Below are 15,733 nucleotides of genomic sequence, written 5' to 3' on the forward strand. Positions count from 1 at the left end.
TCTCTTGACATTCAAGCTAACTTTAGACTTATAGTAACACAAAAGCAAGGTTCATAACTTTACCAAGCACACACTTTCAGTAACAACTTTCTATGCTTTGATAGACGAAAGAATAGAATTATAAATATGAAAATGAGGTGAGAAAATGTCTAAACGCATATTACACGTCGTGACCAATGTTTCACGCTATAAGGATGTAGATCAACAAACAGGACTGTGGTTAGGTGAACTTACCCATGCCTATGATGAGTTTGAAAAACAAGGTTATGTGCAAGATATTGTGAGTCCAAATGGTGGAAAAACTCCAATTGAACCAAAATCGCTTGTGCCTTTAGTGGCAGATAAATCTGTTAAAGACCGAGAAAAAGATCAGGCTTTTATTACGCTGCTGGCAAATACCTTTAAGCCTTCCGATATTAATTGGCAAGACTATGACGTGATCTATTACACAGGTGGCCATGGGGTGATGTGGGATTTTTTAGATAACCCTGAATTGCAAGAAATCACCAAAAACATTTATGAAAAAGGCGGCATTGTTTCGAGTGTTTGTCATGGCTATTGTGGCTTGCTCAATGTCAGACTTTCAAATGGTGAACGACTTATAAAAGGTAAAAAATTAACAGGCTTTGCATGGAGTGAAGAGGTTTTGGCAGGGGTGGCAAAAAAAGTGCCGTACAATGCCGAAGAGTTAGCGAAAGAATATGGCGCTCGTTATGAAAAAGCTTTTATTCCTTTTGCACCATACGTCGTTCAAGACGGCAAATTAATTACAGGTCAAAACCCTTTTTCAGCTAAAAAGACGGCTTTAGCGATAATAGAAGAGCTAGAAAAGTCATAATTTAATAATTCAAATATAAACCCTAAAAGTAGGACCAGCGATGGGCTTACTTTTAGGGTTTTTAAATAAATGGATTGATCCTACGAGGTTAAATTTAAGGAACAATCACAAAATCAGGGTTTGCTATTGCAAAAACTGCTTCACGGTCTGCAACTGGTGGATAAATCCAGACAGTATTAATTTCCTGTTTAATTTTTTTCGCTTCTTCACGCACAAATTGAACTTGTCGATCCCAACCTTCGGTATAAAGTGCACCCCAAGGACCTAAGTCAACACAAGTTACATATTTTGGTTGGCTGTATGGATGAAGGGGTAAATCAACCAATTCTGCCGCAGCGTTATAACCCGCCACACGGCCTAAGCTCATAGCATGCTGACACGACATCACGTTAAAATTACCCAAATCATCGGTTGGAACTTTTACAGTGTCGCCAGTCACAAAAATGTTTTTTGCTTCAGGTGCATGTAAATAAGCATCCCCAATCAAACGGCCCAAATTATCTTTTTCACCAGCAATTTGAGAGGCAAGTGGGTTGGCCCGCATACCGGCAGTCCAGATCACGGTTTCTGTTTCAATTTTTTCTCCGTTAGAAAGCGTTACACCTGATGCATCTAACGCCGTAACTCGTAGCCCAGCTTTACCTTCAACACCTAGCTCGTTAAGGGCTTCTCGAATGACAGCCGCAGCTTGGTCACCCATCGCCGCGCCAATTTCTGTTGAGGAATCCACTAAAACTACACGGGCATCAGTTTCACCTAAAATGCTACGCAGACGTTCAGGCATTTCGGTAACAGTTTCTAACCCGGTAAGACCACCACCTGCAACGACCACCGTATTACGCGCTGCATTTGCAGGTTTATTTGCTAAGTTTTTAAGGTGCTGATCTAGTTTTTCAGCATCTTCTAGAGTGCTTACGCTAAATCCATATTCTTTTAGACCCGGTATAGGGGGCATAAAAGTGGTACTTCCCGTTCCCAGAATAAAACGGTCATAGCTTAAAGTTTGTTTGCTGCCATCGGTGGTTGAAACTTCAATTGCCTGTTGGTCGACATCAATTTTATTTACCCAACCTGCCAGAAATTTAACCCCAACCACACTTAATAACTCTGAAATTTCAGGGTTCATGTTTTCAAGCACAGCTTCATAAAGACGAGGACGAATCCCAACATTCGGGCTAGGGGAAACCATCAGCACCTCAATGTTTTGTTCTTGCGACGCTAAGTGAATTGCTCTTTGGGCAGCGAGTGCAGCCCATAAGCCAGCAAAGCCAGAACCTGCAATAATAATACGCTTACTCATTTGATTATCCTTTTGATAGATTTCCGGACAACACGTTCCAGCTCATCACAAAATTTTGGGTGAGTGAATCCTTTCTCTGATTGTCCGAAAAATCTGAGAAGGCGTTTAAAAAGAATTAAGGGAATTTTATGTTAGGGTACGAACCCTATCAGTTCATTAGTCGGGGGTATCCCGCGATATTTTACTTTTACGCATTTTTGCTGTTCTTCCTTCGATGCGTTCATTGATCCAGCCATTTACATCACTAAAAAACACGTCAGGTGCATAACGGCCAAAACGGTCTGCAATATTGCCAAGTGTATGACCACCTAAAGCATCTCGCATGGCTTTTTCGGCTTGTAGCATGACTGCATGTACTGCGCACACACCACTGGTTGCCCAATCGGGTGGGGCATTGTTAAAAACTGCACATTTTCCACGAACTTCTTGGCACTCAAAAAGCGGTTTTTCACCCTCAATTGCATTCACGATATCTAAAAAACTGATTTCGTGAGCGGGTTTAGCCAGTAAATAACCACCTCGAACACCTTCTTGTGCAACTACAAGACCAGCCTTTTCAAGTTTAGGAAAAATCTTGGCCATAAAACTCGGAGAGACTCCTTGTAATTCAGCAAGGTCCTTACTACTCAAAGGTTTATCTTCATTGTTCACAAGAAAAAGAAGACAGTGAATCGCATATTCGACGCTACTAGTGATATAAGCCATTTAATTTCATAATTGATCAATTACAAACACAGACTAATGTAGTCTGTGTTTTAAGTCAATAATGAAACTAGGACAAAGTTAGTCCTAGTTTAAAGAAGGCTATTTAAAAGTGTTAACTATGAATGTATCTGATTGAATAATTTAAATTTTATTAAATAAACAGATTTTAATAATTTATAAAAAATATTTTATTAAGTTCTCTTAATCGTAAGAATGTCTAACAGGTGTTTAATCAAATAGTTCACCACTTATAAGTAAGATAGATGAAACGGGATAGGCATTTATCATTTATTTATAGAGCTATTTAAATTATATTTACATAGATTGTTTTACTTAAAATATTAAATAGCTTTATCTGAATAAAAATATTTTTTATATAGCATGATGAATGAATAAGAGAGTTGTTTTGAAAACTGAATTTATTATTAGATGTATTTATGCACTTTGCCTTATCGGTGCAGGGTTCAACCATTTACAAACAGTTTTGATGCATGGTTTGTTTTGGGACTATAACAATGCGCCTTTATTTACTTGTATTTATTGGACATCTTTAACGTTTATTGATCCACTTGCTGCAATTCTTCTATTTTATAGACCTCGTATCGGCTTAATTCTAACTTTTCTTATTATATTTAGTGATGTCATTCACAACACTTGGATTACATTAAAGGTAGGGCGAGACTTGCTCAACTATATGTATATTTCCCAATTTTTATTTCTGGTTTTTGTTGTGTGCACAATTAAGTTTCCTTGGAAGGCACATAAGAAAAGTTAAAATTTAAATATTGGAGAGAAAAAGCATTCTTTTACTCTCCAAATAATTTCTTCAAACTTACGAACGCCACCAATAATTCTCAACATTCGGCTCATTTAAGTTTAAGAGTTCACCCATTTGCGGTGTGCTAATGGCTAACTCATTTTGTTGAGCCAAAGCCACGATACGTTCAAAAGGGTCGTCCCAAGCATGAAGCGCCAAGTCGAAAGTACCGTTATGGATAGGCAACAAATGACGTCCTTTTAAGTCGATATGTGCTTGTAAAGTTTGCTCTGGTTGCATATGAACATCGGGCCATTCGGGGTCGTAAGCACCAGTTTCTAACATGGTCAGATCGAAAGGACCGTAACGATGTCCAATCTCTTTAAAACCGTCAAAATATCCCGTGTCACCGCTAAAAAATACACGTAAGTCATTATCAATAATCACCCACGACGCCCAAAGTGTTGCATTGCTATCGCCCATCCCACGGCCTGAAAAATGATGAGCAGGGGCAGCCACCAATTTTAGCCCATCCACATGGGTAGTATCCCACCAATCAAGTTGTTGAACCTTTTCTGCTGGAATTCCCCATTTAATGAGCGTATCACCCACACCGAGCGGTGTTAAGAAATGCTCAACTTTATCGTTAAGTTGCATGACTGCATGGTAGTCGAGGTGGTCGTAGTGATTATGCGACAAAATCACGCCTTTGATGGGTGGTAAGTCCGCAATGCTGATCGGTGGCTGGTGGAAACGTTTTGGTCCAAGCCATTGAAAAGGTGATGCACGCTCTGAAAAAACAGGGTCGGTTAACCAAAATTCATTTTGAAGTTTTAACAAGATAGTTGAGTGGCCCAAACGAAATAGAGAACGTTCAGGCGCACTTAATAACTGTTCTTTTGACAAACTTAAAACAGGAATTTCTCTGTTTGGAACAGTGTCTTTAGGTTTGTTAAATAGAAACTTCCACATGAGTTGAAGCGTTTTGCCAAAAGAAGGCTTGTGTTGGTTCGGACGTGTATTTCTAAATTTGCCATTGTGTTGCTGTGATGGCATTAAGGGAGTAGGCAAGTCTGTTGTGTTTGAAATAGTCATTTTGTTTTTCCTTATTGGAACAAACCTATATGTACAAATAAGAACTTGGGCTAAGTGCTTATTATGATTTATTTAAATGAGTATTTACTCACTCATTAATTCATTCAAAAATAAGGACGCCGAGCATCCTTACTTTTATCTATATTGAAACTGCATGCCAAAAGGCTTCAAAACCAGATTTGCGATAACGCTCGGCTTGAGAAGGGTCTTGGGCAATAAAATTGAGTGTAACTTCGGCAAGCGCACCTAAAATTGAAGCAATAAATAACGGCGGATAGTCTCTTAACTTGCCATCGTTAATACGTTCTTGAATGTTTTGGGTGAGGTCATAAAAGGTTTGCATACCAATTTGCTTACTTTGCTCAGTAATTTGTTCCGAGGTCGAAAGCTGCGCCATTACTTTACGTTTAAGGGGAGCTTCTAAACTCCAGTCCAAATAGCTTTGCCAGATATGCGACATTTGTGTTTGCAGGTCAGCGTTAGTCGGGTAACTAAGCATCATCACCTGACGCAGTTCGGCCTTTAGCGAAAGATATAACTGGTTCAGCAGTTCTTCTTTATTACTAAAATAGGTAAATAAAGTACCTTCTGCCACGCCAGCAACTTTGGCAATTTTTGAGGTAGACGCACGCTCGCCAAGTTCTGCCAATGTTTCGATAGCAGCACTTAAAATTGCATTACGTTTATCTTCACTACGAGGACGAGCCATATACAAAAATATTAATTGAGTGATTACTCAATCATACATAAAAATATGAGCAGCGCAAGCAAAATAGAATTTTATTGTCATAAATTTACTATTTTATAAACTATTCATAAGCTGTAATATTTGGCTCTTACACCATACGATTTGGTGTTCATGGGACTTTTGCTGATCCCAATATAAATTCATCTGATATCCAACAATATCTATCGGTAGCGGATGCACCTTAATTTGAGGGTAAGTATCTTTAAAATGAGCAATTTGACACTGAGGAATCGTGAGTAAATGGTCCATTTGTGTAATTAATCGGATTGCCGTTTCATATTGTTGGCAGCGGAAACTAATCGTTCTTTTGATACCTTGTTTAGATAAGAAAAAATCTTCAAAAACACGACCTGTAGGACGAGAGGACACTGTAATGTGCTTAGCTTCTAAATAAATTTCTTTGGTTAGGTTCGTTTTGGATAATAAGGGATGCTGCTTACGACTTATTACTACAAATTGATCTTTAGTAAGGCATTCATAACCAATGCTATCTTCAACCGAATGTTGCACATCAATCGCAAAATCGATTTTCCCTGTAGAAAGCTCATGTCTTAAGTTTTTACGATCAATGCGTACGCTATTTAACTGCAAATTAGGATTAAATTGAGTTAAGTGCTGAATAATAGAGGGTAAAAAAATTCCTTCATACTCATCATTCATAGCAATTGTAAGATGCTTTAAATCTCGTGCTGGCACAAAGTCATGCGTGCTTTGAATTGCTTGATGCATAAGTTGTAATGACTGTTCAATTTTAGGCCATAAACGTTTGGCTAAAGGTGATGGAACAACACCGTGTCCATCTCGAATAAATAATGGGTCATTAAAATGATCACGTAAACGAGCTAATGCATGGCTAACAGCAGGTTGACTTAGAAAAAGTTGTTCACTGGCCCGTGTTAGATTTTTTTCTCTATAAATTGCCACAAATACACGAAATAAATTCAGGTCAATACGAGCAAGAGAGGCAATATTATTATTCATTTCATTCATAGTTTGTTATTCAAACAATTCATTTTATTCATTGTAACAAGTTAGATATGGTCAGGAAATAGCATAAGAAATAGAGTGATTAATACTGTGAATTTTGAACGTAGCGCTTGTGGTAACAGCATTTAGAAAGCGTTGATTACAACAAATTTTTATAAAACCTATGAACATAAGGAAATGATATGGCAACACATTTATTTGATTTGACTGGAAAAATAGCCTTAGTTACAGGTGCAAGCCGTGGTATTGGTGAGGAAATTGCCAAACTTTTAGCAGAACAAGGCGCACATGTAATTGTATCTAGTCGCAAGATTGAAGATTGCCAACGCGTTGCTAATGAAATTATTGCAGCAAATGGTAAAGCGGAGGCAGCCGCCTGTCATGTGGGTAAACTCGAAGATATTGCAGCAATTTTTGAATATATTCGTAAAGAACACGGTCGTTTAGATATTTTAGTCAATAATGCAGCTGCCAACCCTTATTTTGGTCATATTCTCGATACAGATATTGCTGCATATAACAAAACGGTTGAAGTCAACATTCGTGGATATTTCTTCATGTCTGTCGAGGCAGGTAAATTAATGAAAGAACAGGGTGGCGGTGCAATTGTTAATACCGCATCTGTAAATGCCCTACAACCCGGAGACCGACAAGGTATTTATTCTATTACCAAAGCTGCGGTAGTGAATATGACCAAAGCCTTTGCAAAAGAATGTGGACCATTGGGCATTCGAGTGAATGCTTTATTGCCGGGTCTTACCAAGACCAAATTTGCTTCGGCACTATTTGAAAATGAAGATATTTATAAAAGCTGGATGGACACAATTCCATTACGCCGTCACGCAGAACCACGTGAAATGGCTGGAACTGTACTTTATTTAGTGTCAGATGCTGCGAGTTACACCAATGGTGAATGTATTGTAGTTGATGGCGGTTTAACTATTTAGGGAGGAATAGCAATGTACGAACATTATTCAGGTCAAGTGGTCTTAATCACAGGTGCGGCGAGTGGATTTGGTGCATTGCTGGCAGAGCAACTGGCAAAGTATGGTGCAAAATTAGTGTTGGGTGACTTGAATATTGAAGGGTTAAATACTGTAGTTGAACCGCTACGCCAAGCAGGAGTGGAGGTGGTTGCGCAAGTGTGTGATGTCAGCTCTGAAGCAGATGTACAGGCTTTGGTGCAAAGTGCAGTTACTCAGTTTGGTAGAATCGATGTCGGGATCAATAATGCAGGTATGAGTCCGCCTATGAAAAGTTTTATTGATACCGATGAAGCAGATCTGGATTTGAGTTTTGCCGTCAATGCCAAAGGCGTGTTCTTTGGAATGAAGCATCAAATTCGTCAGATGTTGCAACAAGGTGGTGGCATTATTCTGAATGTTGCTTCTGTTGCAGGTTTAGGTGCGGCTCCTAAATTGGCTGCCTATGCTGCGGCAAAGCATGCTGTGGTGGGATTAACCAAAACAGCAGCGATTGAATATGCAAATAAAGGCATTCGAGTTAATGCAATTTGTCCATTTTATACAACCACCCCGATGGTGGTCGACAGTGAACTCAAAGAGAAACAAGACTTTTTAGCGCAGGCCTCGCCAATGAAGCGTCTTGGCCATCCAAGTGAAGTGGTGGCAATGATGCTGATGATGTGTGCCAAAGAAAACTCATATCTCACAGGTCAAGCCATTGCAATTGATGGCGGCGTGACAGCTTATTAAAACATTTATTAAATAATATCTTATTCATTTATTTAGGAAAAAATCATGACAATTAATTTAAACAATCGAGTGGCTATTGTTACAGGTGCTGGCGCTGGTCTAGGGCGAGAACATGCGCTGTTACTGGCTCGTTTGGGTGCAAAAGTGGTTGTGAATGATCTGGGTAGTGATGTAAACGGAAAGGGCGGCTCAACCATGGCGGCCCAAAAAGTCGTGGATGAAATTATTGCAGCGGGTGGCGAGGCGATGGCAAATGGCGCTTCAGTCACTGATATTGAACAAGTTCAACAGATGGTAGATGAAACAATTGCCCGTTGGGGACGTGTAGATATTTTAATTAATAACGCTGGAATTCTCCGAGATAAAACCTTTAGTAAAATGTCATTAGAAGATTTCCGTACAGTAATTGATGTGCATCTCATGGGGGCCGTAAATTGCACTAAAGCTGTATGGGATATTATGCGTGAGCAAAAATATGGTCGTATTGTCATGACTACGTCATCCTCAGGTTTGTACGGCAATTTTGGGCAGTCCAATTACAGTGCTGCAAAAATGGCATTGGTTGGACTCATGCAGACACTGGCTTTAGAGGGTGAAAAATCTAATGTTCGGGTGAACTGTCTAGCACCAACAGCTGCAACTCGTATGCTTGAAGGATTATTACCCGAAGAAGCCCTTAAAGCTCTTGCTCCAAGTGCGGTCAGTCCGGCAATCGCGACTTTGGTTAGCGAAGATGCACCTACCCGTATGATTCTTTGTGCTGGCGCAGGTAGTTTTGAAGCTGCCCACATTACTCTTACGCAAGGAATTTATTTAGGTACGGATGAACAGGTTCCGCATGTTTTAGCACAACGTTTAGCTGATGTTTCAGACCGAACAGATGAGTTTGTGCCTGTCAGAGGAGGCGCTCAGGGTGAGCTTGAGCTGAAAAAAGCTTCATTAATGGCAGGAGAATAATTTTGACAAAAAATACATTAAGCATCGACCAGCTTGTTGAGTTGCAAGGCCAAGCATTAGGTAGCTCGCAATGGATGACCATTGATCAAAGCATGATTAATACCTTTGCGGATGTCACACAAGATCATCAATTTATTCATGTGGATGAAGAAGCTGCTCGTCAGTCACCTTTTGGTGGCACGATTGCCCATGGTTTTTTAACACTCTCTTTACTTTCAGCGATGGCAGCTCAGGTCTTACCAACTGTACAGGGGCAGAAATCTGGCGTGAATTATGGCATCAATAATTTGCGTTTTATTAGTCCTGTACATAGCGGTAAGCGGGTGCGTGGAAATTTTCACTTAAAAAATGTTTCCCAAAAAAATAAGGGAAGTTATCAGTTGATCATGGAAGTCACGATTGAAATCGAAGATCAGGCAAAACCAGCACTTGTGACAGAGTGGCTTACACTTGTAAATGTATAGGAATACCCCATGAGCAATGAATTAATTCTATCTCGCCGTGATGTCGATTTTTTGCTATTCGATTGGCTAAAAGTCGAAGAACTCAGCCAACGCAATTCTTTTGCAGGACAGGACCGTTTTGAATATACGTCTGTTTTAAACGTTTACGAGGCTTTGGCAACCGATTTATTTGCTCCACATAATAAAAAAAATGACAGTAACGAACCTGTTTTTGATGGTGAGCGTGTAAGTGTCAATCCTGAAGTCGGGGAAGCGCTAAAGGCTTTTGCGGATGCAGGTTTGATGAGTGCAGCGTTTCCGTCAGATTGGAATGGGATGAACTTACCCAATACCATTGAGCGTGCAGGTATGGCATATCTACTCGGTGCCAATTCAGGAACTGCGGGCTACGCCTTTTTAACTATTGGTAATGCAAATTTATTAATGGCTCATGGTGAACCTGAAAAAGTTAAACCCTATGTCAACTCCATGATAGAAGGCAAATGTTTCGGAACGATGTGTTTATCTGAACCTCAAGCAGGTTCAAGTCTGGCTGATATTCGTACACGTGCGATTAAAACAAAAGATGGTCGTTATCGTTTGTTTGGAAACAAAATGTGGATTTCAGGCGGCGAGCACGATATCTCTGACAATATTGTTCATTTGGTTTTGGCAAAAATTCCAGATGAAAATGGACAATTACCAGCAGGTGTGCAAGGCATTTCTCTGTTTACCGTACCGCGCAAATTACTCGATGAAAATGGACAGCCAAGTGAACGTAATGATGTGGTATTAGCTGGAATTAACCACAAAATGGGCTATCGGGGAACAGTGAATTGTGTGCTGAATTTTGGGGAAGGTCGTTTCACACCCGAAGGAGAAGCAGGCGCAATTGGTGAGCTAGTCGGCGAAGCTGGTAAAGGACTGGCCTATATGTTCCATATGATGAATGAAGCCCGAATTTCGGTTGGACTTGGGGCAGCAGCATTAGGATATACAGGTTATCTTCATGCTTTAGATTATGCAAAAACTCGCGTACAAGGTCGTTCTCGTATTGAACGCAATCCAAGTTCTCCACAAATCCCGCTCATTCAACATGCGGATGTTCGCCGTATGCTATTGGCGCAAAAAGCATATGTCTCAGGTGCGTTGGCACTGTGCCTATATGCAGCTCGATTAACCGATGATATTCACTCGCTTGAAGATGCCGAGCAACGCGATCAAGCCCATCAATTACTTGATCTATTAACACCAGTGGTGAAAAGCTGGTCTTCTGAATGGGGGCTGGTGGCAAATGATTTAGCCATTCAAGTTCATGGCGGCTACGGTTATACCCGTGAATATAATGTTGAACAGTTTTATCGGGACAATCGACTCAACCCGATTCATGAAGGAACATTTGGCATTCAGGCGCTCGATTTATTAGGAAGAAAAACTCGTCTTAATCAGGGACTGTCGATGAAGCTATTACATGAAAAAATCATGAATACGATCGCGCAAGCTAAAGCAGAGCCTTCTTTAAAAGAACATGCGGATCAATTAGACCAAAAGTGGCAACTCATCCGAAATGTAACAGAGAAATTGCATGCATTAACCGATGTAGAACTTCAACTGGCAAATGCCGCCAATTATCTGGAAGCTTTTGGACATCTTGTGGTGGGATGGTTATGGCTTGATCAAGCGGTAGTCATTCATAAACTCATGCCGAACTCAACAGATCCTGATTTTCTGCGTGGGAAGCTTGCCGCGTGTGATTATTTCTTTGGCTGGGAAATGCCGAAAATTATGAGTTGGTTAGCGGTACTTGATCCAGTAGAGACAACTCCACTCAATATGTCAGAAGAATGGTTCTAATAAGAACCATTCCTTAACCGCGCTGTTTGAAAGGAAAGGAGAACAACCCGAATTTTATAAAAAATGCCTAATAAGAATCACTATGTAAAACAAACATCAGGCGTTCAGTAAAGAGCGCCCTAATAAGTAAAAATAAAAATCTAGGACGGATTAAAAGATGAAAAAGAAAACATTAGTCATGGTCATGGCTTCATTTTGTACGAGCCCACTCTATGCAGCAGCATTTGATCGAACAGGACAATCAATTTCTGCATTTCTACAACCCGGTAATTATTTTGAGGCAAGTTTATCTGTTTCAGACACTTCGTTAGAAGGACAAGAAGCGGGTACAAACCCAACACGTAATAGTATTTCTGATATTGCAAACTCTGATTATCGTCCCAGTGCAGCTTTGAAATTACAGTTAGCACCTCAGTTCTCATTTGGTTTTCTTTACGATCAGCCATTTACTTCCGACTCTGAATATTATGGAAATAACAGTTTTGTTGCTAAGCCGAGTGATACGATTTTAGTACCAGGCATTGATTCAGCAACACTTGCCCAAAAGACCGGTAGAGAAGTCGTAACAGGGAACACCAAATCGAATTTTGTTATGCAAAATTTTAGTCTCATATTTGGTTATCAACCGGATAAAAACTGGAATTTTTATGCAGGTCCTGTTTATCAGACATTTAAAAGTAACGTCAATTTAAGAGGTCAAGTTTTCAGTTTATATAATGGCTATGACTTTAATGCCAAAGAAGTTGGAGATTGGGGATGGTTGGCAGGATTTGGTTATCAAATTCCCGAAAAAGCCATTAAAGCCTCATTGACTTATCGTTCAGAAATTATGCATGAAGTGACTGCTAATGAAAATGCACCACTGGTTGATATGTTAAGTACGCAGCAAGGCCGTGATTTTCTTGATCAGCATTTGGCGTATATGGTTTCTATAGGACAACTCACAGAATCGCGGAAGGAGGCACTCAATCATATTGTTGCGGGGTTACCCGAAGCAGGCACATCAGGCTCAACTAAGTTTAGAGCGCCAGAGTCAGTAAATTTGGAGTTTCAGACCGGATTACGCAAAGGTACTTTATTGTTCGGTAACGTGCGTTGGGTTCACTGGAACGATTTTGAGTTTAAACCCTATCGTTTTGGCGAAATCTCAGAAGTTGTTGGGGTTCTATCAACGCCAAGTCGTCCAAATGGTTTTAATCTGGTTCGTTATTATGATGATCAATGGTCTGCCAATCTTGGAATTGGACAACGCCTAAGCGATAAATGGTCGGGTTCAGTTTCTATAGGCTGGGACTCGGGAGCAGGTGAGCGCGTGTCCACAGGCGGACCAGCTAAAGGTTATTACAGTGTTGGTCTTGGTGCGCAATATAGTCCAACTTCAAAATACTTTATCTCAGGTGGAATGAAGTATCTATGGCTTGGTGACGCCAAAGGTCAGCTTGGTGCTCAGGCAGGCAGTGAATATTATGTGGGTGAATATAAAAATAACTATTCAATCGGTTACGGTTTGAAAATTGGTTATAAATTTTAATTCAACTATTTGATGGATCGCTTAGTTATATAAACAGTTTATTTCTGCACGAGAGTAAGCAGATTAAGAGATTAAAGAAAATATAAAAAGTGGAGTAGGAACAGTTCCATTTCTCCCTCTCATAAAAGGACAATAAGATGACAAATCAGATCTGGTTAGATGAATATAAGCAATGGAATATAGAAAGTACGATTACATTGCCGGATGAACAAACTTCACTTCTCGATTTTTGGGACAACAGTTTTAAAAAGTTCCAGCAAAGAAAGGCTTTTATATTTGCAGATCAATCTTTTTCTTATGCTGAAATCGATTTATATAGTCGACAAATAGCAACATTCTTGCAAAGTTTAGGGCTAGAAAAAGGTACACGTGTTGCCGTGATGATGCCCAATATTATTCACTACCCAATTATTTCACTTGCCGTCATTCGTGCAGGTTACATTCTGGTCAATATTAACCCCCTCTATACAGCCCGCGAGTTAAAGCATCAATTAAATGATGCAGGCGCAAAAGTCTTATTTATATTAGAACAACTTTTACCTGTTTATGATGCTGTCAAAGAGCAAGTGGCGGTTGAACAAATTATTACCACCACCATGACTGAAATGTTGGTCGAGCAACCTACTGAATTAGACACCTTAGATTCTAAAAAATACGCTTTTAAGCAAATCTTATTGAAGGCAAATGCCCAAGACTATATACGTCCTAAGCTTATTCTTGAAGATACTGTGCTTTTACAATATACGGGCGGAACAACAGGTGTCTCCAAGGGCGCAGAATTAACCCATAAAAATATTGTCGCCAACTTATTACAAAATAATGTGGTTTTTAAAAGCTACTTTGGTGACCGAGATGCTTTCGAAGATGAAATAGCAATCTGTGCCTTACCGCTTTATCATATTTTTGGTTTTACTGTCTGTTTATTGCACAGTGCAATGAATAAAGGTTATGCCACTGTTTTAGTTCCAAATCCGCGTGATTTAGATGCTCTTGTACATTGTTTTGAAAAATATCGTCCTACGGTTTTTCCTGCTGTAAATACTTTATTTAATGCGCTGCTTCATCATGAAGGCTTTAATAAGCTGGACCATAGCCGTTTAGAAATTACCACTGGCGGCGGTATGGCAATTTTGAAATCCACGGCCGATGGATGGGAAAAACTGACAGGACGTATTATCCGTGAAGGGTATGGCTTATCAGAAACTTCTCCTGTGGCGACCTTTAACCCACCAATCTCTAATACTTTTAGTGGCACGATCGGTATTCCTGTACCGAGCACGGATATTACTATTTTGGATGATGAAGGTCATCAATTAGCACCCGGTGAAACTGGAGAAATTGCAATTCGTGGCCCGCAGGTCATGAAAGGTTATTGGAATTTACCTGAAGAAACGAAAGCGGTCATGACTGCTGATGGTTTCTTTAGAACGGGTGATATTGGCTTTATGAATGAAAAAGGCTATACCAAAATTATTGACCGTAAAAAAGACATGATTTTAGTTTCAGGCTTTAATGTTTTTCCGAACGAAATTGAAGAAGTTTTAGCCCAACATCCAAAAATTTTAGAAGTCGCCGTGGTTGGGATTGCAGATGAAAAATCGGGTGAGGTGCCGAAAGCCTTTATTGTCAAAAAGGATGACTCTTTATCGGTTGAAGAAATCCAAATCTATGCAAAAGAGAACCTGACTGGCTACAAACAACCACGCTATATTCAATTTATTAATGAATTACCCAAGTCAAATGTGGGTAAAATTTTAAGAAAAGAACTAAAGGTTTAATAAGAATTTTTAATTGTTTAATTAAAAACATAAGCGTATGGGACTAGAAGGTCCATCAATAAATGGAAAAAAAGGAATGAGATTATGGGTTCAGGATTAATTACCGTATTTTTACCAATTGCACTTGCAATTATTATGGCTGGTTTAGGTCTAGAGCTGACCATAAATGACTTCAAACGCGTACGACAACACCCAAAAGCGGTCTTTATCGCATTATTTTGCCAACTGGTTATTTTAGTCGGTATTGCATTTATTATTTGTAAGGTTCTTGCTTTACCACCCATGCTTGCTGTTGGATTAATGCTCCTTTCTGCGTCACCGGGCGGGCCAACAGCTAATTTATTTAGTTATCTCTATAAAGGGGATATCGCTTTAAATATTACTTTAACGGCTATAAATTCGGTCATTGCTGCTTTTACACTTCCGTTAATCGTGAATTTTGCAATACAGCACTTTATGGAAAATGGGCAAAATGTAGGTTTGCAATTCTCTAAAATCATACAGGTTTTTCTCATTATTTTAGTGCCCGTTGGGATCGGGATGTTAGTCCGTCATTTTGCGCCGCATACGGCTGAAAAGCTCAATAAACCTGTGCGTATCTTTGCTATCGTTTTTCTCGTATCGATCATCATATTAGCAGTTGCACGAGATTATCAAAATCTGATGACGTATATTGGACAAATTGGATTGGCAACTTTGCTGTTTTGCGTATGTAGTTTAATGGTTGGCTATTTTGTTCCAAGATTATTGGGTGTAAATAGCTTTCAGGCAAAAGCTTGCGCGTTTGAAATTGGAATTCATAACAGTACCTTAGCCATGACCATTGCTTTTACAGTAATGGCAAGCAGTATGGCCGCTATGCCAGCAGCAGTTTATTCATTATTTATGTACATTGTTGCTGCAATCTTTGGCACTTTGCTAAATCGTCTAGAAAAGAAAGAGATCACACAAATATCACCTAAAACATACTCAAAGAATCTTCAGTAATATCTGGCAGATAAAGGTATTTAATTACCACCAGATGT

15 protein-coding genes are annotated in these 15,733 nt (G+C 39.6%); 10 read left to right on the plus strand and 5 right to left on the minus strand.

The window, feature by feature from the left end; genetic code table 11:
* Positions 1–145 precede the first annotated feature (145 nt).
* Positions 146–838 (plus strand): type 1 glutamine amidotransferase domain-containing protein, encoded by a 693-nt coding sequence (locus MKL51_RS02035; RefSeq protein WP_032003727.1) that lies wholly within the window; start codon positions 146–148, stop codon positions 836–838.
* A gap of 94 nt (positions 839–932) precedes the next feature.
* On the opposite strand, the gene MKL51_RS02040 is transcribed toward MKL51_RS02035, so the two are convergent.
* Together MKL51_RS02040 and MKL51_RS02045 are read right to left on the minus strand one after the other, a co-directional pair.
* Positions 933–2,138 carry an NAD(P)/FAD-dependent oxidoreductase gene (locus MKL51_RS02040; RefSeq protein WP_032052068.1) on the minus strand — a complete coding sequence of 402 codons (1,206 nt, stop codon included), beginning with the start codon at positions 2,136–2,138 and terminating at the stop codon, positions 933–935.
* A gap of 156 nt (positions 2,139–2,294) precedes the next feature.
* Entirely contained in the window at positions 2,295–2,843 is a 549-nt protein-coding gene (locus tag MKL51_RS02045; RefSeq protein ID WP_032052069.1) for an RrF2 family transcriptional regulator, read from the minus strand.
* Between the two features lie 406 nt (positions 2,844–3,249).
* Here MKL51_RS02045 and MKL51_RS02050 point away from each other — a divergent pair, with 406 nt between their 5' ends.
* Positions 3,250–3,618, plus strand: a complete 369-nt coding sequence (locus MKL51_RS02050) for a hypothetical protein (RefSeq protein WP_002061057.1) — start codon at positions 3,250–3,252, stop codon at positions 3,616–3,618.
* 57 nt (positions 3,619–3,675) lie between these two features.
* Here the strand turns inward: MKL51_RS02050 and MKL51_RS02055 are convergent, their stop codons facing one another.
* The 3 genes from MKL51_RS02055 to MKL51_RS02065 form a co-directional block, all read right to left on the minus strand.
* Complete coding sequence (locus MKL51_RS02055) at positions 3,676–4,695, minus strand: MBL fold metallo-hydrolase (protein ID WP_032052070.1); 1,020 nt, start codon at positions 4,693–4,695, stop codon at positions 3,676–3,678.
* Positions 4,696–4,834: 139 nt separating this feature from the next.
* Positions 4,835–5,404 (minus strand): TetR/AcrR family transcriptional regulator, encoded by a 570-nt coding sequence (locus MKL51_RS02060; RefSeq protein ID WP_032052071.1) that lies wholly within the window; start codon positions 5,402–5,404, stop codon positions 4,835–4,837.
* 93 nt (positions 5,405–5,497) lie between these two features.
* A complete protein-coding gene (locus tag MKL51_RS02065) occupies positions 5,498–6,433 on the minus strand; it encodes a LysR family transcriptional regulator (RefSeq protein ID WP_032052072.1) in 936 nt (311 codons plus the stop codon).
* 179 nt (positions 6,434–6,612) lie between these two features.
* Here MKL51_RS02065 and MKL51_RS02070 point away from each other — a divergent pair, with 179 nt between their 5' ends.
* From MKL51_RS02070 to MKL51_RS02105, 8 genes are all read left to right on the plus strand, one after another.
* Complete coding sequence (locus tag MKL51_RS02070; protein WP_032052073.1) at positions 6,613–7,377, plus strand: SDR family oxidoreductase; 765 nt, start codon at positions 6,613–6,615, stop codon at positions 7,375–7,377.
* A gap of 12 nt (positions 7,378–7,389) precedes the next feature.
* Positions 7,390–8,145 (plus strand): SDR family NAD(P)-dependent oxidoreductase, encoded by a 756-nt coding sequence (locus MKL51_RS02075; RefSeq protein ID WP_032052074.1) that lies wholly within the window; start codon positions 7,390–7,392, stop codon positions 8,143–8,145.
* A 45-nt stretch (positions 8,146–8,190) separates the two neighbouring features.
* Complete coding sequence (locus MKL51_RS02080) at positions 8,191–9,102, plus strand: SDR family NAD(P)-dependent oxidoreductase (protein ID WP_068555573.1); 912 nt, start codon at positions 8,191–8,193, stop codon at positions 9,100–9,102.
* 2 nt (positions 9,103–9,104) lie between these two features.
* Entirely contained in the window at positions 9,105–9,566 is a 462-nt protein-coding gene (locus MKL51_RS02085; RefSeq protein WP_032052076.1) for a MaoC family dehydratase, read from the plus strand.
* 9 nt (positions 9,567–9,575) lie between these two features.
* Positions 9,576–11,399, plus strand: coding sequence for an acyl-CoA dehydrogenase (locus MKL51_RS02090; RefSeq protein ID WP_032052077.1), 1,824 nt, complete (start codon positions 9,576–9,578; stop codon positions 11,397–11,399).
* A 157-nt stretch (positions 11,400–11,556) separates the two neighbouring features.
* Positions 11,557–12,930 carry a long-chain fatty acid transporter gene (locus MKL51_RS02095; protein WP_032052078.1) on the plus strand — a complete coding sequence of 458 codons (1,374 nt, stop codon included), beginning with the start codon at positions 11,557–11,559 and terminating at the stop codon, positions 12,928–12,930.
* A gap of 137 nt (positions 12,931–13,067) precedes the next feature.
* Entirely contained in the window at positions 13,068–14,708 is a 1,641-nt protein-coding gene (locus tag MKL51_RS02100; protein WP_270904164.1) for an AMP-binding protein, read from the plus strand.
* 84 nt (positions 14,709–14,792) lie between these two features.
* Entirely contained in the window at positions 14,793–15,695 is a 903-nt protein-coding gene (locus tag MKL51_RS02105; RefSeq protein ID WP_014206870.1) for a bile acid:sodium symporter family protein, read from the plus strand.
* The last annotated feature ends 38 nt before the right edge of the window (positions 15,696–15,733 follow it).

Source organism: Acinetobacter sp. AOR18_HL (genome assembly GCF_027855145.1).
GTDB lineage: Bacteria > Pseudomonadota > Gammaproteobacteria > Pseudomonadales > Moraxellaceae > Acinetobacter > Acinetobacter pittii.